This is a genomic window from Pseudoalteromonas sp. Z1A2, from assembly GCF_011378755.1.
In the GTDB taxonomy this organism is placed as follows: Bacteria; Pseudomonadota; Gammaproteobacteria; order Enterobacterales; family Alteromonadaceae; genus Pseudoalteromonas; species Pseudoalteromonas distincta.
The window spans coordinates 92,993-118,842 of the sequence record NZ_WTKX01000013.1; the positions used below are offsets into that span (position 1 = coordinate 92,993).

Genomic DNA, 25,850 nt, shown 5'->3' on the forward strand with positions numbered 1-25,850 from the left:
GCCATATCGGATTTTTTATATTTAAAAAATAGTAATAAAAATAACCATCCTAGCTATAATCAAATAAATTCAGCAATAACACCTTCAACATAAATTGCTAACTTTTTATTATTATTAAATTTTTTTTATATGATAAATTGATTATTAGGTTAATTTAGTTGCTAGTAAGTCATCAAAAAACAACTTAAAACGCCTATAATTAAACTAAGTACGCATAAATACCGTCTTTCTTTGGAGTGAAGTATGAGCTATAAAAACTGGTCAATATCAAAACAAATTGGTGCCCTAGCATTCACTTTAACGTTATGTATTTTTAGTTTAGTGGGACTATCTACCTATTTAATCTCGGCTAATACACTTTCTGAAAAAAGTGAAACTGCGATTAAGTCTGAAATAACCGCTATTTCAGATCTTTTAGAACTCCAATACGACAGCCTACTTGCAATAGCAAAACGCAATGCGACCGTATTTAAAGGTATGTACCCTGGTGAATTTAAAAAAAGCGATCAAAAAGTAATGGTCGTAGATACTATGGTTCCTATTCTTTTACATGATGGTGCACAGGTTAATAACAATATCGATATTGTTGAAAATTACGCTAAATTAACCGGAGGTAACGCCACGGTATTTATGCGAGATGGGGATGATTTTTTTCGTATTACTACCTCTTTAAAAAAGAGTGATGGGCAACGGGCTATTGGCACATACCTAGGAAAAAAACACCCAGGCTATCAGCCTCTTATGAACGGTCAAAGCTATGAAGGTTACGCTAAATTATTCGGCAACGAGTATATGACTGTTTACCAACCAATTAAAAATAAACAAAACCAAGTAATTGGTATTTTATACATAGGTTTTAATATAAACGATGCACTGGCATCGCTGAGAGAGTCTGTTAATAAAATAGTAATTGAAGAAAGCGGTAACTTATTTGTTTTCAGAAATACAAATGATGTAGTTATAGCGGGTAAAGAGGCCGCAGTTGACTCAAAAGTGAACTCCAAAGCACTTGATGGGCTTAATCTAGAGGCAATTAAAAAAGGTCTGTCATTAAAATACAATAGTGAAAATAACACCCCGATGTTTGCTTACAGTAAAACGGTACCTGGGTGGGATTGGACCTTACTTGGTCGTGTAAAAGAAAGCGAACTCACTGAAGAAAGCATAAAACTAATGGTAGTTAACAGCATAACGTCTGTTGGGGGGATCCTTGCTATCTCAATTTTACTTTTTTGGGTGCTAGTAAAAACACTTAAACCATTAAGACAGTTAACACGTAGCGTTGATGCATTAGGTAAAGGTGATTTGTCACAACATTTTTTAAATACCAACACAAATAGTGAAAATGAAATAGACCAAATTACCGCGAGTGTAAGCAGCATGTCGGTTGAACTCAAAAAACTAATACTCGCCTTACAAAACTCTGTAGTTGAGCTGGAAAAGCAAGCGGGCATCTCCAAAAAAATTGCACTCACTAACGGCAAAGAAGCACATGCAATGATGGGGCAAACAGATCTAATAGCCACCGCCATCGAAGAAATGTCAGTATCCATTAAAGATGTAGCCAATAACGCAAATGAAGGCGCTCAACGAACCCAACAAGTTGATGCAGAAGCTCAATTAGGTCGAACACAATTAACCCAAGTTGTTAATGATTTAATGCAACTAAGCCAACAGTTAAATGATAGCCATAACTCTGTAGAAAAAGTAAACACCGCGAGTAACGAAATAAGTAAAGTAACCGAAGTAATTAATGGGATTGCTGAGCAAACAAACTTACTAGCACTTAATGCAGCAATAGAAGCGGCAAGAGCTGGCGAACAAGGTAGAGGGTTTGCAGTTGTAGCCGATGAAGTTAGAACATTAGCGCAGCGCACTCAAAAATCAATTTTAGAAATTAGCCAAACAATTGAACAGCTACAAATACAAGTTACCGCCGCAACTAAACAAATGGAACAAAGCCGTCAGTTGGGTATTAAATCAGCTGAAGAGGGCGAAAAAACAGGAGAGCAACTTAACTTAATCACTCAAAGTATTGGTGATCTAACTCGCTCATCAAATAATATAGCTGAGGCAACAGATCAACAAAGCACCGTTGCTGCAGAAATCACTCAAAACCTACACTCTATAAGCCAACTCGCTAAAGAGGGTGAGTCTCGCACGCAAAGTACTGTAAATTCGGCAAGTGAACTAATGACATTAGCTGAAAAAATTAAGCAACAAATAAGCTACTTCAGAGCACATTAATACCACAGTTAAAGTTTCTAAATTAAACAAAGGATGCATCGCGCATCCTTTTTTATTAATAGTTAGTTATTTTAACCACTTATTAGTATTTAAACTTTCATAAAAAACCACCACCATATATAAAACAACAGCTTACATTTCGGCCTCATTTTTGCTCTATATTGTTTATATAAATACAAACAAAAATACAAAGGACTAAACATGAGCTCATCAACTGTATCTAACATTACAAAACCACTTTCACTTATTGGCGGCATTTTATTATTAAGTGGCTGTGTATTTCACATATCGCCAAGCGTTGCCTCAGTAAAGCAAACTCAACAGCTATCACTGCCAAGCAATAATCTTGAATATTTAAATGTATTAAGCGGTGCAGGTAGCCTTGAAATAAAAGGCTCAAAAACGGCCACCAGCATTAGTGTTGATGCCACTATTTACACAGCCGACATTGAAGACGAATACGAGCTAACGCTGGAGCAAGACGGTAAACAAGCAAAGCTTGTTGCCCAAAATAAAAGCCGTAATGGTATTAGCTTTTACAGTGGTCAATCTCCAAGTATTAATTTAGTGGTTACTGTGCCAAGTAATCTAAATTTAGATATTGATGATGGCTCAGGCGACATTTTAATAAATGCTATGCAAAGCAATATTGATGTAAAAGACGGCTCGGGGGACTTAACTATAAGCGGTGCTAAAAACCTAACTGTTGACGATGGATCAGGTGAAGTAAACTTTGAAAACATCGCGGGTAATTTAGAATTAACCGACGGCTCTGGCAGCATTCATGTAAATAACGTAAGCGGCAATGCAACTATTGACGATGGTTCTGGCGAAATGCTCGTGAGCAACATAACCGGTTCGCTAAACGTTGAAGATGGATCGGGTGATTTAGTGATAAGCCATATAAGCGGTGCTGTTAATGTTGATGATAACTCTGGCGACCTGCTTATTGAGCATATTGGTTCAAGCGTAACAATTGAAGACGGTTCGGGTGATATTCGCGTTAATCATGCAAAGGGGCTGACTATTACTGAGTCGGGCTCGGGCGATGTAAGTATCGATAATATTAGCGGTTCAGTAAAAGTAGCTGACTAACTTTATTTAAGCGTTATTCAACTGCCATTTAATATACTTTATGCCCTATCAATCTGGGCATAAGGCACTTCCCTCAAAGTATAAATTATTTAAAAGCAGCACTGTTTCACGTTAACTATTTCCTAAAATAATGAAAATTTACTTATTTGATTTATTTTTTTGCTTTATAGCTAATTTCGGTACATATTAATATTCAACTTTTTAAAAGGATATTAATACTATGAAATGGAAACTCTTAATTCTAATCACTACTCTATTCACGCTTGTTGCATGTGGCTCTGGAGGTTCAGACTCCAAAACAGTAACTAAACCGCTCAGCACTAACACAAAGCCTATTGCAGTTATTACTACCGAGCAATCGGAGTTTAAAGTAAATACCACCCTCGTTTTTAGCGCAGCACAAAGTAGTGACCCCGATGGCGATGCACTCACCTATCAATGGCAATTAACCAGCAAAAACGAACAAGTAGAAATACCGATTACGGTTAATAATGAAAGTACCGTTGAGTTTTCAGTATCTGAAGCACAAGAGTACCAATTAGTATTAACCGTGAGTGACGGCAAGCTTTCAAGCACACCTGCACAAAAACAACTCACCGTTACTGCAAATACCCAACTAATTGCTAACGCAGGTAGCACACAAACCGTTAAACAAGGTGATGTTGTGCTTTTAAATGGCGCGCAAAGTAGCACAACCAGCGGCGCCATTAATCAATACAAATGGCAATTTATTACCAAGCCCGTAGCAAGTAATGCAACGCTTGAAAATGCGACTCAAGTTAAAAGCCAGTTTGTTGCCGACGAAATAGGCGAGTTTAAAGTTGAGCTTACCGTTACTAATTCACAAGGTGATACAGCAAGCACTGTCGTACTCATAAAAAGTGAATCGCTTAATTCTAACTCATCGCCACAAGCGGTTATTAACGTAGAAAACAATACAATTGCCCCAAATGAAGTTGTTACGCTTTATGGTAACCAAAGTACTGATCCCGATAAAAACGATACGCTTAGTTATGCTTGGGCAATTACATCAAAACCCGAGGGCAGCACGCCAGCTCTTTCAAACATGCAAAATCATACCGCTGGGTTTTCAGCGTCAACAGCTGGAGATTACACGCTTTCACTCACTGTTACCGATCAACAAAACGAAAGTGATACCGCATCAGTTACTTTAACTGTTACCACAAGTAATAAAGCCCCCGTTGCAACACTTGAATCCGAACGTGATATTACGTTAAACGAATCTACCACTTTGCAGTGCCAACAATGTAGCGACCCTGACGGAGATACACTGAGCTATAACTGGCAGTTACAAGCTAAGCCTGTAAAGAGTGCATCACAACTGACTAACAGCACATCAGCAACACCCTCTATTGTTGCCGATAAAGAAGGCGACTACGTTGTAGTACTCACAGTGTCTGATGGGCAATTAAGCTCAAACCAAGCAACCTCAGCACTACATGCCAGTAGCAATAAAAAGCCTATCACTTTGGTAACTTATGAAACCTCTATAACGGTTGATGAACAAGTTTTACTTGATGCTTCCAATAGTTACGATCCAGAAGGCCAACCACTAAGCTACCAATGGGAAATCATTTCGTCGCAAGGCCAAGCAACGCTTAGCAGTAATACAATATCAAAACCAACGTTTAGCGCATCAGTCGAGGGGCAAGTGGTTATTTTGTTACGCACTAACGATGGCGTGCAGTACTCCGACACAAAAACCCTAACAATTGGTGTAATACAAAATGCACTGCCAGTAATTAGCTTCACGGGGGAGCAATCACGCTACGATGTAGTGGGCAATGCAGTTAAATTTGATGTAAGCCAAAGTTACGACCCAGAAGGAACCACTCTCGATTACGCTTGGACACTATCAGCCCCATCAGGCTCGAGCACCAGCTTAAGCAATGCAAACCAAAGTATTACCGAATTTATCGCCGATATGACAGGTAGTTACACGCTAACCGTTATAGCAACTGATGCTGATGGATTTTCAAAAAGTGTGCAATTTTCAATTACAGTAACCAACTCTGCACAACTTACCGGTCGCATTAAAGGGCTACTCACTAATGTGCAAAAAGCGGCTATAAGTAATGCACAGCTAACAATTAATGGACTGCAGTACACTACCAACACAAACGGCTTTTTTGATGAAGAGGTTAATTTAGCACAAGGTGAAAAAATAACGATAACCACCGCAGACGAAAGACTCGCAACAGGGGTATATAACTCTGTAGCAATTACGCAAAGCAACTTTACTGTGGATATAGGCCAAAATAGCATGCCCGTTTTACAAGCTGTTGAGGTTTCGGTATTTGTGTGTGCTGAGTTTTCAGGCCCCGACACCGTTAACTTACGCTTTAACATGGTAGATACACTTTTAGCGTCAGATAGCTTTCAATTTAGCTTTGATCAAACCAAACCACTTACTTTGCAAAAAAGCGGAAGTACTTACCTCGATAGCGAATTGGATATCGACCTACCTGCATCAGCAGAGTTTGAAGTAACAGCAATTGAAACAAGCGTTGAAAATACAATCAGCTCAAACATTACTATTTACCATTCTGATTCAGGCCAACCAAGCTCAGCAATTATAAGTATTTGTAATATTTAGCCCCCCAAATAAGCCCTTCAACATAAAGTGCTATTCTTAGCCCAGTAGTTATAACCATTAGTGTTATAACTACTGATAAATAAGCAACTTTGAGCCATATAATCCATTGTATTTTATAAGCAGCTAAGCCATTCTAAAAGCCTTGATGTTATTAGGATAAACGCGTGTTAGAAATTGCTTTAATTTACTTAGCAGCAGCCATTGTAGCTGTCCCTATTGCAAAACGAGTCGGACTTGGCTCAGTATTAGGTTATTTAATTGCCGGTATACTCATTGGCCCTTATGCGCTGGGTGTTGTGGGCGATCAAACCGATGTAATGCACTTCGCTGAATTTGGCGTAGTAATGATGCTGTTTTTAGTGGGCCTTGAGCTACAACCTTCGCGCTTATGGACATTGCGCCACTCTATTTTAGGGCTTGGCGGCTTACAGGTTGTGCTATCGGCAGCGGCTATTTTTGCGTTTTGTTATTGGTTTTTTGCCATGCATTGGCAAACCGCACTCGCCATTGGTTTAATGTTGGCGCTCTCCTCTACTGCTATTGTGTTGCAGAGCCTTGAAGAAAAAGGCTGGCTAAAGCAAGAAGCCGGACAAAACGCGTTTTCGGTATTGCTGTTTCAAGACATCGCAATTATTCCTATTTTAGCCCTATTGCCACTGCTTGCATTTGCCCCGCAAACTAGCACAAAAGAAATCAGCGATTCGATTATTGCGAGCTGGCCTGTATGGCAACAAGTATGTGTATCGGTTGCGGTTATTGCCGCTATTATTGCCGGCGGTAAATATGTATCGGCCCCGTTATTTAGATACATTGCCCAAACGCACATGCGTGAAATATTTACTATTTTTGCACTGTTTTTAGTGGTCGCTATTGCGCTGGTTATGCAAAGTATTGGTTTATCGCCTGCGCTGGGTACTTTTTTAGCGGGTGTGGTACTTGCCGAGAGTGAGTTTAGACACGAATTAGAAGCCGATATAGAACCCTTTAAAGGCTTACTTTTAGGATTGTTTTTTATAACTGTTGGCGCATCAATTAACTTTGAACTGCTATTTAACGAGTTTAGTACTGTTATAGGCTTAGTGGTTTTACTCATTGTGGTTAAAGCCTGCATTTTATTTGCCCTTGCCGTTACCTTTAAAATTAACAGTAAACAGCAATTATTATTTGCCTTAGCGCTTGCCCAAGGGGGTGAGTTTGCTTTTGTACTGTTAAGCGTAACCACCACCTTAAGTATTTTAACGCCCGAGCAAACCAGCCTTGTTACCTTAGTTGTGGCGGTATCAATGCTAATAGCGCCGTTATTACTTATGGTTTATGAGCAAATACAAAAACGCAGCAGCAGTGCTCTGCCTGAGTTTGATAAGCCAGAGCAAATTAGCACCGCTAAGCACGTAATTATTGCGGGCTACGGACGTTTTGGCCAAATTATGGGGCGTTTACTGCACGCGCAAGGCTACGAAATAACCGTACTTGATCACAGCCCTAGCCAAATAGAATTACTACGCCGTTTTGGCAATACCGTATTTTATGGCGATGCCGCACGCCAAGAACTCCTTGAAGCCGCAGGCGCGCACACCGCGCAAATGCTGGTAATTGCAATTGATAACCCCGATAAAACCATTGAGATAATTAAGCTCGCGCATAAAAACTACCCGCAGCTTAAAATAGTTGCTCGCGCAATCGACCGCCGCCATGCGTATCAGTTACTTAATTTAAAAGTAGATGCGTTTAACCGAGAAACAGTCGACTCTGCTATTAACCTTGCCGTAGAAGCACTCGAGTTACTAGGTAACACTAAACAAGATGCAGAACGTGCTGGTAAACTATTTAGAGACCACGACCGCGCTGCAGTACTGCAACTTGCTGCGTTATGGGGAGACGACGCCAGCTACGGCGTAGCCGTGCGCCAACGCATGGAAGATTTAAAACAAGTTCTGCAACAAGATAAACAAGCACAAAGCGATTTAAATACCTGCGATAGCGGCGATTGCGAAGACGGCTTAACAGAAGTAGCGAGTAAACCTAAAAAGCCTGATGATGCTCATCTTGAGTAATTTAGGTAGTCGGGTTTGAGTTATTAGAGATAATGGTTTTGCCTCGTTTAGAGGCAAAACTTCTAAATAATTAACTTTGTATGTTACTCAACTTCAACGAATCCACCTTCGTCTCCTTTGAATTTTTCTTTATTTATATTGCTCAACTCTTCAAGCTTTTTATCTCGCTCATCACTCATAGGCCAACCAGCCTCTATTAAACCTAAAAAATATCCAAGGGAAACCCAACCAACAACCTTTATTGAGTCAGCTTTAAGCCACTTTTCACCATCCCAGTTAAGGTAATCGTAAGAACCGAACCCAGTTTTATAACTAGACGCAACAAAATATAAACCAGGCTGAACGGGATTTGAATTTTCGACCCAATCTACCGGCACATTCACTTTTTTCATTATTTTATTCTCCACACTTTTTCCTTGTGAATATAAACCAGTAGGCCACAGCCACAATAGCTGAACTATAAACATAGATTAATAACACCCCATGCTCTGATTTAGTGGCTAACAATACTATGAAAGTGGGTACTAAACTTAAAGGGAGTAAAAAACGAAGTTTGAATTTATTAAAATGTTGAAGCAACAAAGCTATCGGCAAACCATAAAAAAGAGTTAAAAATGCAGCTAAAAGCCACCCAACAAAAGCCATTATAATCCAAGTTTCAAAGCCTGTTGTAGAGACAACGTAACCAGTAGCAAGCGAATAACTATATAAAATTAGAAATGCCACTAATAGTGCAGGAAAAACTACAAATGGAGCCATACAACAAGCCTGTATGTTTTTTCGTGTCTTCTGACTAAATGTTTTCATGGTAAATTACTCAAAGAGGCTTTACTGCCTCTGTATAAAAAACTGATGAATGAATTTAAGTATTCTATCATTTCACTTTAGAAAGCATTTCAATGGACTTTTATTAGTATCAAATAGTGTAAGTTAATACCAACTATAAATATTATATAGCTGATGGTGTGTTTTATAAAATGGGAAAGTGTTTGCAGTATTACTTGGGCAGGAATGGCTTAAATTAATCTACTTGTAGCTCATAACCACCTGCCATTTTCAGCTATGAGCTACTACATTTAAAAACGCTAAAACCTAGTGATGATGTCCGCCTTGAATAGCCTCGCCCTGCTGGTTGTAAAAACCTGTTGCGCTGTGTTCTATAAAACCAAGGTTTATCATTTTAGCCAAAAATGGGTCGCCTTCGTTATCGCCAATGTCGGCGTAATCGGTGGTTTGAAAGCGATCCCACTGTGCAAATTGAGCAGTAATTAATGGCATCTCAGTGCTTACATTATTAAGGCTAAGTAAGGTAGTTGTTTGGCTTTTTTTGTTACTGATACTAAATGTTTTTACTAATTTTGAATGCGTAAAAAAGGCAAGGTTAAAGTCGTTGCCATTTTCGCTCAGTGTATAGTTTTTTACTTCATCGCAGCCGCTGCCTTGGGTGCTTACTAGGGTCATTTTTTCGATTAGATGGTTATCCACCAGCTGGTTTTTAGCACTCCAGTTTTGTACGCCGCGTACCTCAGATGGTTGGTATTCAATACCGCGTTGCTGGGCATTAAAGTAACGTATTGGTCGTATTTGATTATTAGCTAAGTGCTGCCAAAGCTCGGTGATTACTTCACTTTGATGCGCTACTTGCTGGTTGTTTCGCCAAAGGGTAAGTGACTCGCTACTTTGCTGCGCTTTATGGCTGTTGGTAATTTTATAATCCGCTTTTAAATGCTTGGCATCAATATCACATTGCGAGGCAAAGCTACTTGTACTTACAAGCGTGGCAATTATTAATAACGCTTTTTTCATTTAGCTATCTCTTATTTATATTTCAAGTTTATGGCAATAACATAACGATTATAAATGTCAGTTTAATGACAAAAACCCCGCACAGTATGCGGGGTTTTTTATTTAGATATATTTAACTAAATTTATAACTAGCCGGTATTTATTGCGCTAGTTTTTCGTCTGCTGTTTTTACAAAGTCAGCTGCAAAGTCCATTACATGGAATAAAAAGCTTTGCTCGTTTGTGCCTGTTACCAAGTGTGCACCTGGGCCCATTGCATAAACGCCAACATCTTCACCGGCATGTGTTTCTGAGCCCATTGGTACCAGTGCTTCTTGATGAAAACCAGGTGTTGTTGTATCAACATCTGTTAAATCAACACGCCCTGTAACCGGTGCAAAGGCATAACTTGCATCGGCATCTGTCTCGCTACCTAAGTTTCTAAAGCCACCACCATTGGTGTAACCAACCGTTGTATAAGGCATATCATCGGCGGCGAGGCTTGGCTCAGTTTCGCCCACGGCAACCACTTTACCTAAAATTGGGTTACCGCGTTTAGGGTAACCGGCAATGGTAAATACATGGCTGTGATCGGCTGTTACAACTATTAATGTTTCTTCTGGGTTGGTGTTTTCCATCGCCACTTTAACGGCTTTAGCAAGCTCAATAGTGTCGTTTAACGCGTTATAAGCGTTACCCGCATGATGCGCGTGGTCAATTCGACCCGACTCAACCGTTAAGAAAAAACCTTGCTCGTTGTTATCAAGCACGTTTATTGCTTTTTCGGTCATTTGTGAAAGCGAAGGTTCGCCTGCAACATCGTTTGCACGGTCAGCTTCGTATTGCATGTGGGACTCGTTAAATAAGCCAAACACTTTAGTGGCGTCGTCACTTATTGCATCAAAACCGGTTTGATCCATTACGTAAGTGCCGTTTGGATATTGCGTTTTCCACTCTGCAGTTAAGTCGCGGTTATCAGTTCTATCCCCTTCAACAGCACTTACTGCATCGGCTGAATTAAACGTGGCATCTTTTGGTAAAAAGTGACGACGACCGCCGCCCATTACTACGTCAATACCGTCTACATCAACACCACTAAAGCGTGCTTCTAGGTTGGCTTCAAAGTTAACCAGTTGCGATGCAATATCTTCACACGTTGCGGCACTTTCTGGCATATCGGAGATATCTTCCCAATTACGCTCTGCCGATTTAGCATACGTTGCAGCTGGTGTTGCGTGAGTAATACGCGCTGTAGAAATAATTCCTGTTGCTTTGCCTGCAATTTCAGCAAGCTCTAACGAGGTAACAAGTTCGTGCCCTTTGCCTGATGCACAATTACCACGCTCAACCGCTTCATCAATACCAATAACGCCTGCGTCGGTTTTAACGCCCGATGCCATTGCGGTCATAGTGCCTGCCGAATCTGGCGTTTGCGCATCTACGTTGTATGTTTTTACAAAGCCCGAAAAAGGCATAGTTTCAAAGCTTAACTGGTGATCTTCACCCATTTCGCCCTCTAACTGACCCGCTAAAATACGTGCTGCGGTTATGGTAGAAATACCCATACCATCGCCCACAAATAAAATAACATTTTTAGCTTTGCCTGATTCAGTAACAATGTTGCTGCTGGCTGTTTGTGCAGCACCTAATTTTGTTTGTGCTTCACTAAACCACGTATTGCTAGTGAGCGAGGCTAACTGCTCACTTGTTAACGACGTTGCAGGTGCATTACACACTAAATTAGTTGAGTTAACTTCGTCGCTGTCTAGCACGTCGTTATTATTGGTATCTGCGCCTACTTGAGTCTCTACACCGCCATTAATGCACTGATCAGAGCCCACTGCAATAGCGTTATCTACTGCAATAATATTATTTTCATTTTTGTTATCGTCACTCGAGCAACCTGCTAGCGCGACCATTACTGCTAAAGAAAGTACTGTTAATTTGTTCATGTTAGCCGCCATTATTGCTGAGTTAGTTCAAGAGCTTGATTAATTAGATGAAACACTACGTTTTGTTCAATTACTCCTTGTGCTAGCTGAGCACCGGGGCCTTTTGCATGCAGTGAAATATCTTCACCCGCGTGTGTTTCTGAGCCCATTGGTACAGTTGCTTCTTGGTGAAAACCTGGGGTCGTTGTATCAACGCCATTTAGCTCAACACGCCCTGCAACAGCAGCACTTGTGTAACTTGCATCCGCATCAGTCTCACTGCCCAAGTTTCTAAAACCTAAACCATTTGCGTAACCTACTGTGGTGTACGGCATATCGTCGGCAGCTAGGCTTGGTGTAGTTTCGCCTACTGCAACTACTTGACCCAAAATTGGATTGCCACGCTTAGGGTAGCCTGCAATAGTAAATACATGGCTATGATCGGCGGTTACTAAAATAAGGGTTTCTTCTGGATTGGTGTTATCTACCGCTGCTTGCACGGCTTTAGCAAACTCAATGGTGTCGTTAAGTGCGTTGTATGCATTACCCGCATGGTGCGCGTGGTCAATTCGACCCGACTCAACCGTTAAGAAAAATCCGTTATCGTTTTTACCAAGCACTTCAATTGCTTTAGTAGTCATATCGGTAAGCGAAGGCTCGCCCGCTACATCATTTGCGCGGTCAGCTTCGTACTGCATGTGGGATTCGTTAAATAAACCAAATACTTTAGTTGCGTCATCTGCAATTGAATCAAAGCCTGTTTGATCCATTACGTACGTAGCATCTGGGTATTGTGTTTGCCACTCAGTTACTAGGTTGCGCTCGTCAGTACGGTCGCCTTCTATAGCGCTTACTGCGTCTGTTGAGTTAGCTGTTTCATCTTTTGGTAAAAAGTGACGACGACCGCCACCCATTACAAAATCAAGACCGTCTACGTCGGTCCCTACAAATCGTGCTTCTAGGTTTTTTTCAAAGTTAACCAGTTGCGATGCAATGTCTTCACAGCCACCCGTTACGGCATCTTCTGGCATATCTGATACGTCTTCCCAGTTACGGTCAGCCGATTTAGCATACGTGGCAGCAGGAGTTGCATGAGTAATACGTGCTGTAGAAATAATACCGGTAGATAGCCCTTTAATTTCAGCTAATTCGGTCGCGGTAATTAGCTCATTACCTGCTACTGTTGAACACACGCCGCGTTCAATATCTTCATCTACACCAATAACGCCCACATCGGTTTTTACACCCGAAATAATAGCCGTCATCGTGCCTGCTGAATCGGGCGTTTGAGCATCTACGTTATACGTTTTAACTTGTGCAGAGTATGGGAACTCTTCAAAGCTTAAATAACCTTCTTCGCCAGATTGGTTATTACGCTGCCCTTGCAAAATGCGCGCGGCAGTAAGAGTAGATATACCCATACCATCGCCCACAAATAAAATAACGTTTTTAGCTTTAGTGGCTTGTGTAGCCTGCGCTTGTGCTGTTTTTGTTGTTAGTTTAGTTTGCGCAGCGCTATACCAGCTGCTGTCTGTTTGGCTTTGCGGTAGTACATCAGCATGGCTCACTGCGCTAAACGTAAACGTTAGCGCGATTGCCGCAGCGACTTTTTTAATTTTCATCCGTAATTCCCATTGTTTAGTGGTTATTTTTTTGAAATGTGTAAACACAAAAAAGATCAACCGCTGCACTATAGAAAACAGATGTGACTGATAAAGGTAATTTTAATGAAAGTAAAATGACTAAACTATTACAAAGATAAGTCACAAAAAAAACGCAACGTGTAAAACGTTGCGCTTGTAGGGAAATTATTGAGGGAGTTATTTAAATATTAAAAACGTGCTTTAAACGATACTCCAAAGTAGCGCTCAGCATCACGTGGTATTTGGTAACGGAAGTTATCGCCACTGTAGGTAGTTGCGTAGCTTTCATCTGTTAAGTTTTTAGCAATAAGCGACACTCTAAACGCGTCATCTTTAAACGATAAACCCACACTTGCGTTTAAAATACCGTAATCTGGTAACAAAGCGGCTGGGTTAAATTCGCCTACGTTGTCTGGTAGGTCTGAGTATTGCTCGTCGGTGTAAATGTAAGAGCCGTTAATATGTACGTTAAAGCCATGGTCGGTTTCAATAAAGTAGTCAGCCGTTAGTGAGTATTTTAAATCTGGCGAAAATGGTACATCTAAACCTGAGCGGTCAGTACATGAACCTGCGGCTACCTCTGCCGGACAATTAAACTCGTCAATTTCAGCTTTAATGTAAGCAACACCACCGGTAAGCGTTAGCGACTCTGTTGCAGCCCACATAAAGTCAACTTCAACACCTTGCGTACTTACATCACCCGCATTGGTTAAGCGCGTAATACAAGTGCCGTCTGAACAGTCAAAGTTGTTAGCTTGAAAACCTTCAATTTCGGTTCTGAAAAGCGCCATGTTAAATACAAATTCGCGGCTTGCGTATTTGTAGCCTATTTCATAAGCGTCAGACTCTTCAGGTGCTATTTCGCGACTATCGGTGTCTGGGTTAAAGTTATAATAAATATTAAAACCAGGGCCTTTGTAACCTTGCGAGTAAGTACCGTATACCATTTGACCATCGCCTAAATCGTATTGCATACCTAAACGACCCGATACGTTGGTTTCTTCGGCTTTACCTTCATCATCTGTATTAAGTGTTGCTGGGCGCACGCCTACACCGGTGCGGCCATATACATCATTACTTACACGGCGATGCGTGTACGACACTTCATCATCGGTGTAACGAATACCAAATAATACGCGTAAATCTTCAGATAAATCGTAAGTACCATCGGCAAAAGCGGCCCAGTTATTAAATTCTGTGCTCATAAAAGCAGTGGCCGATACAATATCGTTTGCGTTACAGCTAACACCTAGGCCTTGTGTGTAACCTTCTAAATCAGCAAGCGCTGTATCAAGCTCAGCGCCCGATAAGTTATTTTGCGCGTAATACGCCATTGCAGCGTCTAGTTGGCCACCGTTATTTTGACAACTTGCGTCACGGGTAAAGTTACGTTGCGAGTCCATGTTCCAGTAAAATAAGCCAGCCACATAGTTAAATGGCCCAGCTAGGTTTGAGGTGACTCTAAATTCTTGCGAAAACTGATCCCATTGCTGTGCACCTAAATCGTGTAATTGAAACGGCGCGTCAAATACCGGCTCGCTGCTGTCGCCAGCAATAGAGGTAAAGTCGCCTTCACGGTACTCTGTGTTATCCCACGAACGCTGTGCAGTAATTGAAGTATATGTATAGTCGCCAATTGTTTTATCAACCTGTACCGAAAACGCGCTATGTTCGTCAATTGTGCGCGACTCGTAGTCGTGATCAACGCTGCGTTGGTCTAAATCAATATCGGCTACGCCATCAACAATACCGTTACTATTTGGTACTGATTTTGAATCTGGATTACGGCCACTTGGTAGTGCTTCTAAGTCGGCACAACAATCATCGTCAGCGTTATAAAATTCAGCAATAAATTTTACGCTTAAGTCATCCTCTGGCTCGTATTTAAATACAGCACGTGCACCTTCACGGTCGTAACCGTTTACTTTTTCGTTGTTGTAAACGTTATCAATGTAACCGTCAAATTTACCTTTAAATACCGTTAGGCTTGCCGCTAGGTCGTCGGTTAAACCGCCGCTTATAACGCCTTTAAAACGGTATTCGTTATCTTGATAAAACGAGGTTTCTACGCTGCCTGTTGTGTCGTACGAGGGATCTTTTGTTGTTATGTTTACCACACCTGCTGAGGCGTTTTTACCAAACAATGTACCTTGTGGCCCGCGTAATACTTCAATGCGGTCTACGTCGTATAAATCGGCAAATGCTTGACCCGAGCGCCCAAGCACCACGCCATCAACAACAGTTGCTACACTTGGCTCGGCAGCAATACTAAATGAAATAGTACCAATACCGCGCACTGTTAGTGCTGAGTTACGGGTTGTGGTGCCTTTTCTAAAGCTAACCGAAGGAACAAGTGACTGTAAGCCTTCCATGTTATTAGCAAAAGCTGAATTAATTTGATCGCTATTAAGTACCGATACCGCAACAGGTACTTCGTTTAAACTTTGCGTTCTTTTTTGTGAAGTAACGACTATTTTTTCAAACGTATCGTTTTTAGCTGTTTCTGTTTTTTGTTGTTCTTGTTCGGTTTGCTCTTGCTGCGCATGTACCTGCGCGCTAAGCGCTAAACCGGTTGTCATTGCTAACGTGACTGCCAAGCTTAAGACGGACTTTTTAGCTCTCATGTCATTCTCCATATTGTGCGTGTGTGCTGTGTGGTACCGCGCTAGCAATTGTGTGTGTTGCTAATAAAGCGGTGTCAGTGTGTGATACTTTCCTTAAAGCTCTTATATCTTATATAAGAGCTTTAAATTTAAACAAACTATCTTACTAATGCAAACATTATGTGAATTAAATGTGATTTAAGTTTGGTATACAGAATATAGCCGCAGGTTATGCGGCGTTTTTAGCACCAATACGCGCTAAGCTATTTTCGTAACTAACCTGCCAACGACGTACACTCCACCAGCTAAGCACTAAGGCTGTAGACCATACAGCAGCTAAACTTGGTACAAAGTACACACTGGTTCCACCAACCAATCCGAGTGGCGAAAATAATATATATAAGCTAACAATCAAGCTTACTAATACAATTGCGCAAGGTAATGCGTATTTCCAAGGGTTAAGGTCTACCTCAGCTTTGCGTGTAAATTGCCATGGTGTTTTAAGTGGTTTGTAGTAACCAATACCCAGCATTATCACCAATTCAATTAAGAACAAAATGGCGTAAATATGAATAAAGTTAATGTCTACATCCCATACAAATTTAAGCAAGGTGTAGGCAATAATATGGAATATAATCGCGACTTTAGCGCCCAGTGCAGGTACTTTTCGAGTAAACAAACCTACCAATACAATTGTGATGACCGGAATGTTGTAAAAGCCTGTAAACACACGAATTATGTGCCATAAACCTTCAGGTGCGAACATCAATAATGGCGCAGTTATAAACGACAATATGGCAATAACAATACTAGTAATTTTGGCTACTTTTATAAGTTGGCTGTCTGTTACCTTATTTTTTTTCATTGGCTTATAAACATCTAAGCAAAATAAGGTCGCCGCGCTGTTGAGCAATGAATTAAATGAGCTAAATACAGCACCTAGCAATACGGCCAAAAAGAAGCCAGATAAATACTGTGGAAGCACTTCTTTTACCAAATGTGGGTAAGCTAAATCGATAGTTGGCAGGCTTTCGTGTTTATAAAGATGGTAAGCAATAACGCCAGGGATCATCATCATAAACGGTACTAGCACTTTAAAGTACCCTGAAAACAACACCCCTTTTTGACCTTCAACTAAGTTTTTAGCGCCCAATGTACGCTGGATCACATACTGATTAGTGCCCCAATAAAACAAATTAGCTAAGATCATCCCTGTAAAAATAGTGCCAAATGGCACGGGATCATCGCTACTACCAATAGCATTGAGCTTTTCTGTGTCGGTGTTTACTAGGGTGCTTAACCCTTCTGAAAAACTACCATCACCCAATGCAATTAAGCCCAGTGTTGGTACTAAAATACCAATGATAAGTAACCCAACACCATTAATGGTATCTGAGACCGCAACCGCCTTTAAACCACCAAATACAGCATAAATAGCCCCAACTGAGCCCACTGTAATAATGGTCACAATTAGGCTTGATTGGTAGCTCATATTTAATAAGGTGGGTACATCAAAAAGTCTAAGTACGGCAATTGATCCTGAGTACAAAACAGAAGGGATCGTTATAAAACAATACCCTACCATAAATAAGATCACCGTCATGCGTCGTACGGTATCGTCAAAACGATCCCGTAAAAATTCAGGTAAGGTAGAAAACGCGCCCGCTAGATAACGAGGCAAAAAGATCAACGCCATAATGATGGTTGATACTCCTGCGGTTACTTCCCACGCCATTGAGCTTAGGTTGTAACCATAGGCTGAGCCATTAAGGCCAATTAGTTGCTCGGCCGATAAGTTAGTGAGGATCATTGACCCTGCTATAAATGTACCTGTTAACCCACGACCCGCTAAAAAGTAGCCATCTTGGGTGTTAACTTCCCCTTTGGTTTTTTGGTACGAGATATATCCCACCAGCGCCATAAACGCCAAGCACGATAGCAGTGTCATGGTAATGTTCATACCTTCCATCTTGCGCCCCCTTTAGCTTACTTTACTCGGTAAAAAGTAAGCTAATATCTTTATTATTGTGTGTTGTATGTGTGTTGTGTGTGTTTTTTATTAAGCCGAGTTTTATTTAGGCCATGCTGTTAATTGGCTCATGTCTTGTTCTGTGTGTTGAACCTCTGGGCCAAGCATTAGGCTGTCGCCTTCGCGTACAAATACTGCCATTTCTTCAAGTGCAAGTGTGTGTTCGTAGTACTTACCACCTTCGTAAGATTGTTTATCAGGAAAGCGAATCCAGTTGCCTTGTGGTAAATAAAACTTCACTTTACCGTTTGGCACGACACACGGCACTACTAACAATTTTTCACCGCACATAAATTGCTGATCAAAACTATGCGCTAGCACATCATCAGGAAATGCTAAAACCATTGCACGCTGAATTGGTAAGCCAGTTTGCTGTGCTTGTATGGCACTTTGCTCTAAATAAGGAATAAGTTGGTAGCGCAGTTTAAGCGCTGCAAATACCGCATCACTTGCTTGCTCTGTGTAAGACCAAGGTTCGCGAGGACCAATACCGTGTAAGCGCATATGTGCGCTAAATACCGACGCTTGTGCCCAGCGCACGTAAAGTTCTGCGTCGCGGGTGTCTTTGTAAAAACCACCAATGTCGGTTGCAAAAAATGGCCCGCCCGACATGCCCCACGCTAAACTGCCACGAATGCTTGCCGCTAAACCCTGCCAATCGGCCTGTGGGTCGCCGCCCCATTGTGCAGGAAAACGTTGGCTGCCAGTCCATGCTGAACGGCTAAACAAAAATGGCCCTGTTTTACAGTATTTTTCGGCGGCCTCAAAAACGCAGCGGTTATACAACATGCTGTAAACGTTGTGTAATCTTATGCCGCTGTCGCCACTGTGCGATACCATGTTTTCGTCTTCTAGCTGTTCGCCAAAGTCTGCTTTTATCATATCTACGCCAAGCTCAAACAATGGCTTGTGCGATTCGAGCCAGTATTCGTAAGCGTCGGGGTGAGTAAAATCTAAAATACCCGACTCTGGTAGTGGTGTAAGTACTTCGCCAAATGGGCTTAAATCCCACTCGTATTGATACGCTTTACCGGTGCGTTTATCTTTTATAAGCCAGCCATTTTCGGCCGCTTTAGCAAATAATGGGTTATTTACCGAGATCATCGGGTATTCCCATACGCAAATTTTAAAATCCATCGCTTTTAGTTCATCAAGCACTGGTTTTGGGTCGGCGTAACGTGTTGGATCCCATTCAAATGCAAAGCGGGTGTCGGTGTCTTGCCATGCGCGGCCATCAAGAGTAATTACGTCGCACGGCATATTTTTAGCACGCACTTCGCGGGCAACACTCAGTAATTCGTCAGCATCTTTGTAATACGCTTTTGATAAAATAACACCAAAGCTCCACTGCGGTGGCACCGGTGCAAAACCTGTTAGCTCACAGTAACGGTTAATGCTTTGGGCAGGTGTTTGTTCTTGATATAAAAATACATCTAGCGCGTCATCTTCAACTAAACATACATATGCGCGTTGCGACCACAGTGCGTAACCTACGCCATGAGTTACCGGCGCAGGTGTATGTACAAATAAGTTCCAGCCTTCTGGGCTCCATGCATACGGTGTGTTTTTATAAGACTTTTCGGCGTTAACGCCTAGCGCATCGTGGTTGTATGAACGAATAAGTTGGCCGCGTTTATCAAGCTTTCCCCATTTTTCGCCAAGACCATACACGGCCTCATCGTAGTTAAGCTCTAAGCTTAATATCCAGCCGTTATCAGTTTTAGCCAGTGGCGGTAAACGATGCTGGCGTACAAAGTGGCCATCGGTTGCTGATTGCTGCACTAGCTCATCGTTTTTATAAAGTTTGAAATGAAAAGGGTCGCAGTAAAACTCTAGCCGGTATTCGCCACCACTTACACTGTAATCATTATTGTTTTTGCTAAGTGTGAGGGGGTATTCTGATGGGGTTGTGGTTAATATTTTAAACTGCTCGTCATGCGTGGTGCCTGCATTTAAACGTAAACCAAACTGGCTTATCGTTACGCTAATATCACCAAACTGAGTGGGCAAAACCAACACATTACCTTGTAACTTTGGCTGTGCGGTTAAGCGTGCTGGTTCTATTGCGTTCCAGTCTGGCTCACGTAATTCAAATGCATTCATGGGAGTTCCTTAACCAATTATTAGTCTTGTATAAGACACAAGTTAAATAATTGTAATCCCCATGTCAACGTAAATAAACTCAAGATGAATTATTTACATCGCATTTTTTAAAAAATGCCAGGTGCCGATGTAGCCACCAGCGATACGCCGCTCAGTCCTAGTAACGTAATAGCTATAATGCGTATCCATTTAGCGTCAACGTAAGGCGTTAATTTACGAGCAAAATGCGTAACTAACAACACTAAGGGAATAGCCGCTGCAATTAAAAACATAATGTCGAGCCCCGGCAAAGTACCAAATAAAGCGATACCTACACGTACTAACCCGCCAATAGTAAATACCGCTAATAACGTACTGCGAATAGCTTCAATAGACCAACTTTGTTTATAACACTGAAACACAAGCGGCGGCCCTGAGGTTGAAAACAACCCACCAAGTAATCCACTCACCCCTCCAGCTATTAAAAACGAACGAGGGCGGCTTTGTTTATTAGCACGATCGCGGCCAATCAGCATTAAAGCGCAGCACAGCAGAATACTTACACCTAAAATAAAGTTTAAATAGTGCGTTAAATGCGACGACATAAACTCAAGTAGCACAAAACCTATCAGCATTAACGGTATACCGGTATACAACATAAGTTTTAGCTCGGGTACTTTTACCGAACTGCGGTTCTTAACGACCACGGTTGTTGAATTAACTAACCCTAGCAAACTCACTAAAAATGTAGTTGCCGTAAGTGGCAATACATCAAGCAACGTAAAGCTTGCAACCACCAGCAACCCAAAGCCAAACCCGCTAAGAGTTTGCATTACAGTGGCAAGGCTTAGGCACAACGCCATAAGCAAAATGAGTTCAAAAGAAATACTGAGCACTTTTAATTTCCTAAGGGTGAGCTATTGTAGTGTAACGATTTGTTTTTAGGCATAATGTATATTCTGCGCCTATAAAACATTACAGCAGTAGTTCACGTTTAATTGAGCTAGCGCAAATATGCGTAAAAGGTTTCACCTATGATATAACTACAGGTGGATTAAATTTAATGGTAAATAATAATGAGTAACTCTATGTTTGATCACAAATTAAGTGGCCCAAGCTTGGCTTTTCAACCGCTTTACTTACAAGTGGCTGATTATATTAAACAGCTCATTGTTGAAAGACGCTGGGTACCTGGCGAAGCACTACCAAGCGAATTTCGCCTTGCTGAAGAATTTAACGTAAGCCAAGGTACGGTTCGTAAAGCACTTAATTTATTAACCGACAATAAAATAGTGACTCGTCGCCAAGGCGTTGGTACGTTTGTATCAGAGCATACCGCGCAAGATGCCTTATTTAGGTTTTTTCCGTTACAAGCAGACGGTAAAGGTGCCGATTTGCCAAAGGCTGAACTGCTATCGGTTGAGCTTTGTGCAGCGCCAGTTGAAGTAATAGAAGCGTTACAACTCAATAAAAAAGACAAAGTTACCAAGCTTGTTCGTAGGCGCATTCTTAATAACGAATTTTGCATGAGCGAAACTATATACCTACCACAAAGCTACTTTCCTGATATACATCAAAGTAGTGATATTCCGCATACATTGTACCATTACTATCAAACCAAATTTAACCAAACTGTACACAAAACCCAAGACAGTATTAAAGCTGTACTTGCTACAGCTGATGATGCCAAAATGCTTGCTATTAAAGCTGGCGACCCACTGCTGTTGGTATCACGAATTACCGAATCAATCGAAGGTAAGCTAATTGAATACCGCCAAAGCAAATGCCGTAGCGATCATTACCACTATCAAATTGAACTTGATTAATTAAAAGCGTGTTTAGTGCTAAAAACTCACTTTAGCGCATAATAATTAAATATTTTTTAAAGGCAGCAAACGCTGCCTTTTTGCTGCCTGTAGGTTTTTTAACCCACCCATTTACTACTTTGCTGTTAACACAGTATTGACACTGTTTGATTCGTATAATAACTTATGTCTTATACAAGACCCAAGTCATTATGCATTTTTAACAGGAATTCCCAATGAGTTCATTAAATAATATCCCTCCAGTAGGGTTCGGTTTATGGAAAGTAGCACAAGAAGATTGTGCGCAAACGGTATACCAAGCCATTAAGGCAGGTTACCGCCATCTTGATTGCGCATCAGACTACGGTAACGAAGAACAAGTAGGCGATGGCATAGCCCAAGCAATAAACGATGGTTTATGTACTCGCGAAGAATTATGGGTAACATCAAAACTGTGGAATACCTTTCATGCACCAGAGCATGTTGGCCTCGCGATTGATAAAACACTGAGTGATTTAAAGCTAGATTACCTAGACTTATACCTAATTCATTTTCCGATTGCGCAAACATTTGTGCCAATAGAAACCCGCTATCCACCAGAGTGGTTTGTTGACCCAGACGCGCAAAATCCACAAATGGAGCTGGCAAAAGTGCCGCTATATTTAACGTGGCAAGCAATGGAAGAGCAAGTACATAACAACAAAGCTAAACGCATTGGAGTATGTAATTACTCAAGCGCGCTGCTTCACGATTTAATGACCTACGCAAATATCAAACCCGCTATGTTGCAAATTGAGTCGCACCCTTATTTAACGCAAGAGCGATTAGTAAGATTAGCTAAGCAGTACGATATTCCGGTTACTGCGTTTTCACCACTGGGTGCGCTTTCATACCTTGAGCTAGAAATGGCTGATAAAACTGAATCAGTTCTTGAGCAAAGCGTTGTTAAAGCGGCTGCACACAATCATGGCAAAACGCCAGCACAAGTAGTTCTTCGCTGGGGCGTGCAACGCGGCACAGCCATTATTCCAAAAACTTCAAAACTTGCACGCATGAAAGAAAACCTCGCACTGTTTGATTTTGAATTAACAGAGCAAGAAATGGCGCAAATTTCTGCGCTTAACAGTAATCGCCGATTTAACGACCCTGGGCACTTTTGTGAAGCTGCCTTTAACCGTTTTCACCCAATTTACGATTAGGAACATACAATGTCAGCTACCGAAATTAACTACGCCTCAGTGCCAACTCAATTAACATTCGATGATTCGGTTTTTCCGTGCATTGTGGTTAATAACAATAACGCCAGCACCGTTGAAGAAGCGGTAGCTTTCATTCGCGCGAATAAAAGTGAACTGGCTACAAAGCTTCGCAGCTCAGGTGCTGTGCTGTTTCGTGGCTTCCCGGTAAATAGCGCCGAAACCTTTGATACTTTTTCAGCAGGGTTTGATTACGACAATTTTACTTATAAAGAGTCACTGTCTAACGCGGTACGTATTAATTTTACCGAGCGTGTATTTACAGCCAACGAAGCGCCAAAAGATGTAGAAATATACTTACATCACGAAATGGCGCAAACGCCTATTTCGCCAAGTAAGTTATTCTTCTTTTGTAAATCGGCCGCAGAAGAAGGTGGTGCAACACCTCTTTGCCGATCAGATAAGTTATTTAGCGCATTAAAAGAATACGACAGTAAACTTGCCCATGATTTTGAACACAAAGGCCTAAAATATACCACCTATATGCCAGCCGCTGACGACGCAACATCAGGCCAAGGCCGAAGCTGGAAAAGTACGCTAAGTGTAGAAACCAAAGACGAAGCACATAATAAATTAACCGAACTTGGTTACGAGTGGGAATGGCTTGAAGACGGCTCACTAAAAGCCGTTACACCGGTACTGCCTGCGGTAGTAACTCTTGAAAATAACGTACAGGTTTTTTATAACCAACTGATTGCCGCTTACATGGGCTGGAAAGGTGTACGCGAAAACCCATCAATCGCCATTACTTTTGGCGATGGTAGTGCAATACCCAAAGCAGGACTTGATAAAATTGTTGAGCTTTCTAAAGTATTTACCTTTGATCTTGCATGGCAAGACGGTGACGTTGCTTTAGTTGATAACGAAATGGCTATGCATGGTCGTCGCCCTTTTACAGGTGAACGTAAGCGCCAAGTATTAGTAGCACTTACCGCAGCTAAAGCGTAATGCAGCGCTTAAGCAGTAAATTAAGCTGTAAAATATCACCTTTATGGCAAGGTGCCAGCATTGCTGCAATGACTGGCCTTGCCGCCTTATTTTTGAGTGAGCATTACGGCGCGCCAGCCATGTTGTTTGCTTTGTTACTGGGTATGGCAGTCTCATTTTTGTATCAAAGCGATAGCCCTTGCGCCAAAGGTATCGATTTTACCGGCACCACGGTTTTGCGTGTAGGTATAGTACTGCTAGGCACACGCATAGCGCTGGGAGATTTAGTAACACTGGGTTGGCAAACAGCACTTATGCTAGCGGGCGCTATATTTACTACTATTATTTTAGGCGTAGTACTAGCACGCGCATTTGGCTTGCAAAAGCGCTTTGGTGCACTTACAGGTGGTTCGGTTGCTATTTGTGGAGCGTCTGCTGCGCTGGCTATCTCGTCTATTATGCCAAACAGCGAACATAAAGAACGCGACACCTTATTAACCGTTATTGGCGTAACAGCCATGTCGACTCTAGCTATGATCCTCTACCCTATCGTGGTTAATTATCTTGAGTTTGACGCCCATAATGCAGGCGTATTTTTAGGTGGCACAATACATGATGTAGCCCAGGTAGTGGGTGCAGGTTATTCGGTATCACCCGAGACAGGCGATATAGCAACTCTAACTAAGCTAGTACGTGTTGCAATGCTACTACCCGTTGTACTTATTATGATGGTTGTTATTAATCACTCAAATAAAGAAAAACACGGAGAGTTACCTAAAGTACCTGGGTTTTTAATTGGCTTTGTAATACTTATGGTAATAAATAGCTGCTTTTCAGTTCCTACAATAGTACTTGAAACCGCTAACGAACTTTCGCAGTTCTTTTTAATTGCTGCTATTTCAGCCATAGGTATGAAAACTAATTTAGGAAAACTAACCGAAGTAGGTATGAAACCCATTATTTTAATTGTGGCTGAAACACTTTGGATTGCGTTATTAATACTTGGATTTGTAATTTGGAGCTAAAGAATTACATTATTTAGGGTATATCTCAAAAAAATTAGTAGGTAATTAGGTCATGTTTTAACCAATTAAAAGCTGTATTTTGCCTACTTTAAAACTACGCACAAAAACAGGCTTAACGTATTGATTAAACAAAGCTTACCTTTATTTTAAAAGTATAAAATATCATCTTAATCATAACTAATTAGTTAAAAAAACAACAAACAAATAAAGTACTTACTCTAAAATAAATTTACAATAGGGCTTGGTATATACTTTAATTTACTGTTATCCTGCCTCGCATCGGGTTGACAGAAAACCCTATTTATTTGTAAGTACCACGTTGTTTTAGTAATAATCCTTCGCGTTATCCTCAGTTAAATGTATGTTTTCTTCCTGTTAAATTGCCTAATTTAAGGCGCACTTTTATTAATCCTTAGGATACTATTATGTCTACAACTACAACTGGTACAGTTAAATTTTTCAACGAAGCAAAAGGTTTTGGTTTCATCGAGCAAGAATCTGGTCCTGATGTTTTCGCACATTTCAGCGCAATCTCTGGCGACGGTTTCAAAACTTTAGCTGAAGGCCAACGTGTACAGTTTACTGTTACTCAAGGTCAAAAAGGCCCACAAGCTGAAAACATCGTTAGCATCTAATTGCTTTCGTTAAATGGGTTAGCAATAGCCCATTTTGAATACTAGTTTGAAAGAAGTTTTGTTTTATTTGTTAGTACCGAGTTGTTTTAGTAATAATCCTGCACGATATCCTCAAGT

At 41.2% G+C, this 25,850-nt stretch carries 18 protein-coding genes; 9 read left to right on the plus strand and 9 right to left on the minus strand.

Going from position 1 to position 25,850, the window contains the following annotated elements:
- The first annotated feature begins 243 nt into the window (after positions 1–243).
- The 4 genes from GQR47_RS10940 to GQR47_RS10955 all read left to right on the plus strand — a co-directional run bounded on the left by GQR47_RS10940 (position 244) and on the right by GQR47_RS10955 (position 8,013).
- Complete coding sequence (locus GQR47_RS10940) at positions 244–2,247, plus strand: methyl-accepting chemotaxis protein (protein WP_024596101.1); 2,004 nt, start codon at positions 244–246, stop codon at positions 2,245–2,247.
- A gap of 201 nt (positions 2,248–2,448) precedes the next feature.
- A complete protein-coding gene (locus GQR47_RS10945) occupies positions 2,449–3,342 on the plus strand; it encodes a hypothetical protein (protein WP_024596102.1) in 894 nt (297 codons plus the stop codon).
- 220 nt (positions 3,343–3,562) lie between these two features.
- On the plus strand, positions 3,563–5,959 hold the full coding sequence (locus GQR47_RS10950) for a PKD domain-containing protein (protein WP_024596103.1): 2,397 nt from the start codon (positions 3,563–3,565) through the stop codon (positions 5,957–5,959).
- 164 nt (positions 5,960–6,123) lie between these two features.
- A complete protein-coding gene (locus GQR47_RS10955) occupies positions 6,124–8,013 on the plus strand; it encodes a monovalent cation:proton antiporter-2 (CPA2) family protein (RefSeq protein WP_010554522.1) in 1,890 nt (629 codons plus the stop codon).
- An 83-nt stretch (positions 8,014–8,096) separates the two neighbouring features.
- Here the strand turns inward: GQR47_RS10955 and GQR47_RS10960 are convergent, their stop codons facing one another.
- The 9 genes from GQR47_RS10960 to GQR47_RS11000 all read right to left on the minus strand — a co-directional run bounded on the left by GQR47_RS10960 (position 8,097) and on the right by GQR47_RS11000 (position 20,981).
- A complete protein-coding gene (locus GQR47_RS10960; protein ID WP_139015400.1) occupies positions 8,097–8,405 on the minus strand; it encodes a hypothetical protein in 309 nt (102 codons plus the stop codon).
- A gap of 4 nt (positions 8,406–8,409) precedes the next feature.
- Positions 8,410–8,772: a hypothetical protein gene (locus GQR47_RS10965; RefSeq protein WP_024594894.1), complete on the minus strand. Its 363-nt coding sequence runs from the start codon at positions 8,770–8,772 to the stop codon at positions 8,410–8,412.
- Between the two features lie 333 nt (positions 8,773–9,105).
- Positions 9,106–9,819: a hypothetical protein gene (locus GQR47_RS10970; protein ID WP_024594893.1), complete on the minus strand. Its 714-nt coding sequence runs from the start codon at positions 9,817–9,819 to the stop codon at positions 9,106–9,108.
- 139 nt (positions 9,820–9,958) lie between these two features.
- Positions 9,959–11,749 carry an alkaline phosphatase gene (locus tag GQR47_RS10975; RefSeq protein WP_024603489.1) on the minus strand — a complete coding sequence of 597 codons (1,791 nt, stop codon included), beginning with the start codon at positions 11,747–11,749 and terminating at the stop codon, positions 9,959–9,961.
- Positions 11,750–11,760: 11 nt separating this feature from the next.
- Positions 11,761–13,350: an alkaline phosphatase gene (locus GQR47_RS10980; protein WP_024595529.1), complete on the minus strand. Its 1,590-nt coding sequence runs from the start codon at positions 13,348–13,350 to the stop codon at positions 11,761–11,763.
- A 209-nt stretch (positions 13,351–13,559) separates the two neighbouring features.
- The gene (locus tag GQR47_RS10985; protein WP_024603488.1) at positions 13,560–15,995 is read right to left on the minus strand and encodes a TonB-dependent receptor; all 2,436 of its coding nucleotides are present in this window, start codon (positions 15,993–15,995) and stop codon (positions 13,560–13,562) included.
- Between the two features lie 208 nt (positions 15,996–16,203).
- A complete protein-coding gene (locus GQR47_RS10990; RefSeq protein ID WP_024594848.1) occupies positions 16,204–17,943 on the minus strand; it encodes a solute:sodium symporter family transporter in 1,740 nt (579 codons plus the stop codon).
- A gap of 102 nt (positions 17,944–18,045) precedes the next feature.
- Positions 18,046–20,106 carry an alpha-xylosidase gene (locus GQR47_RS10995; RefSeq protein ID WP_165723771.1) on the minus strand — a complete coding sequence of 687 codons (2,061 nt, stop codon included), beginning with the start codon at positions 20,104–20,106 and terminating at the stop codon, positions 18,046–18,048.
- A 107-nt stretch (positions 20,107–20,213) separates the two neighbouring features.
- Complete coding sequence (locus tag GQR47_RS11000) at positions 20,214–20,981, minus strand: sulfite exporter TauE/SafE family protein (protein WP_024595864.1); 768 nt, start codon at positions 20,979–20,981, stop codon at positions 20,214–20,216.
- A 180-nt stretch (positions 20,982–21,161) separates the two neighbouring features.
- On the opposite strand from GQR47_RS11000, the gene GQR47_RS11005 reads away from it, so the two are divergent.
- The 5 genes from GQR47_RS11005 (at position 21,162) to GQR47_RS11025 (ending at position 25,733) form a co-directional block, all read left to right on the plus strand.
- Entirely contained in the window at positions 21,162–21,911 is a 750-nt protein-coding gene (locus GQR47_RS11005) for a GntR family transcriptional regulator (protein WP_024595865.1), read from the plus strand.
- A 215-nt stretch (positions 21,912–22,126) separates the two neighbouring features.
- Positions 22,127–23,089 carry an aldo/keto reductase gene (locus tag GQR47_RS11010; RefSeq protein ID WP_024595866.1) on the plus strand — a complete coding sequence of 321 codons (963 nt, stop codon included), beginning with the start codon at positions 22,127–22,129 and terminating at the stop codon, positions 23,087–23,089.
- A gap of 9 nt (positions 23,090–23,098) precedes the next feature.
- The gene (locus GQR47_RS11015) at positions 23,099–24,094 is read left to right on the plus strand and encodes a TauD/TfdA family dioxygenase (RefSeq protein ID WP_024595867.1); all 996 of its coding nucleotides are present in this window, start codon (positions 23,099–23,101) and stop codon (positions 24,092–24,094) included.
- Entirely contained in the window at positions 24,094–25,098 is a 1,005-nt protein-coding gene (locus tag GQR47_RS11020) for a YeiH family protein (protein ID WP_182724839.1), read from the plus strand. Before GQR47_RS11015 ends, GQR47_RS11020 begins: the two co-directional genes overlap by 1 nt.
- Before the next feature lie 425 nt (positions 25,099–25,523).
- Positions 25,524–25,733, plus strand: coding sequence for a cold-shock protein (locus GQR47_RS11025; protein WP_024595869.1), 210 nt, complete (start codon positions 25,524–25,526; stop codon positions 25,731–25,733).
- Positions 25,734–25,850 lie beyond the last annotated feature (117 nt).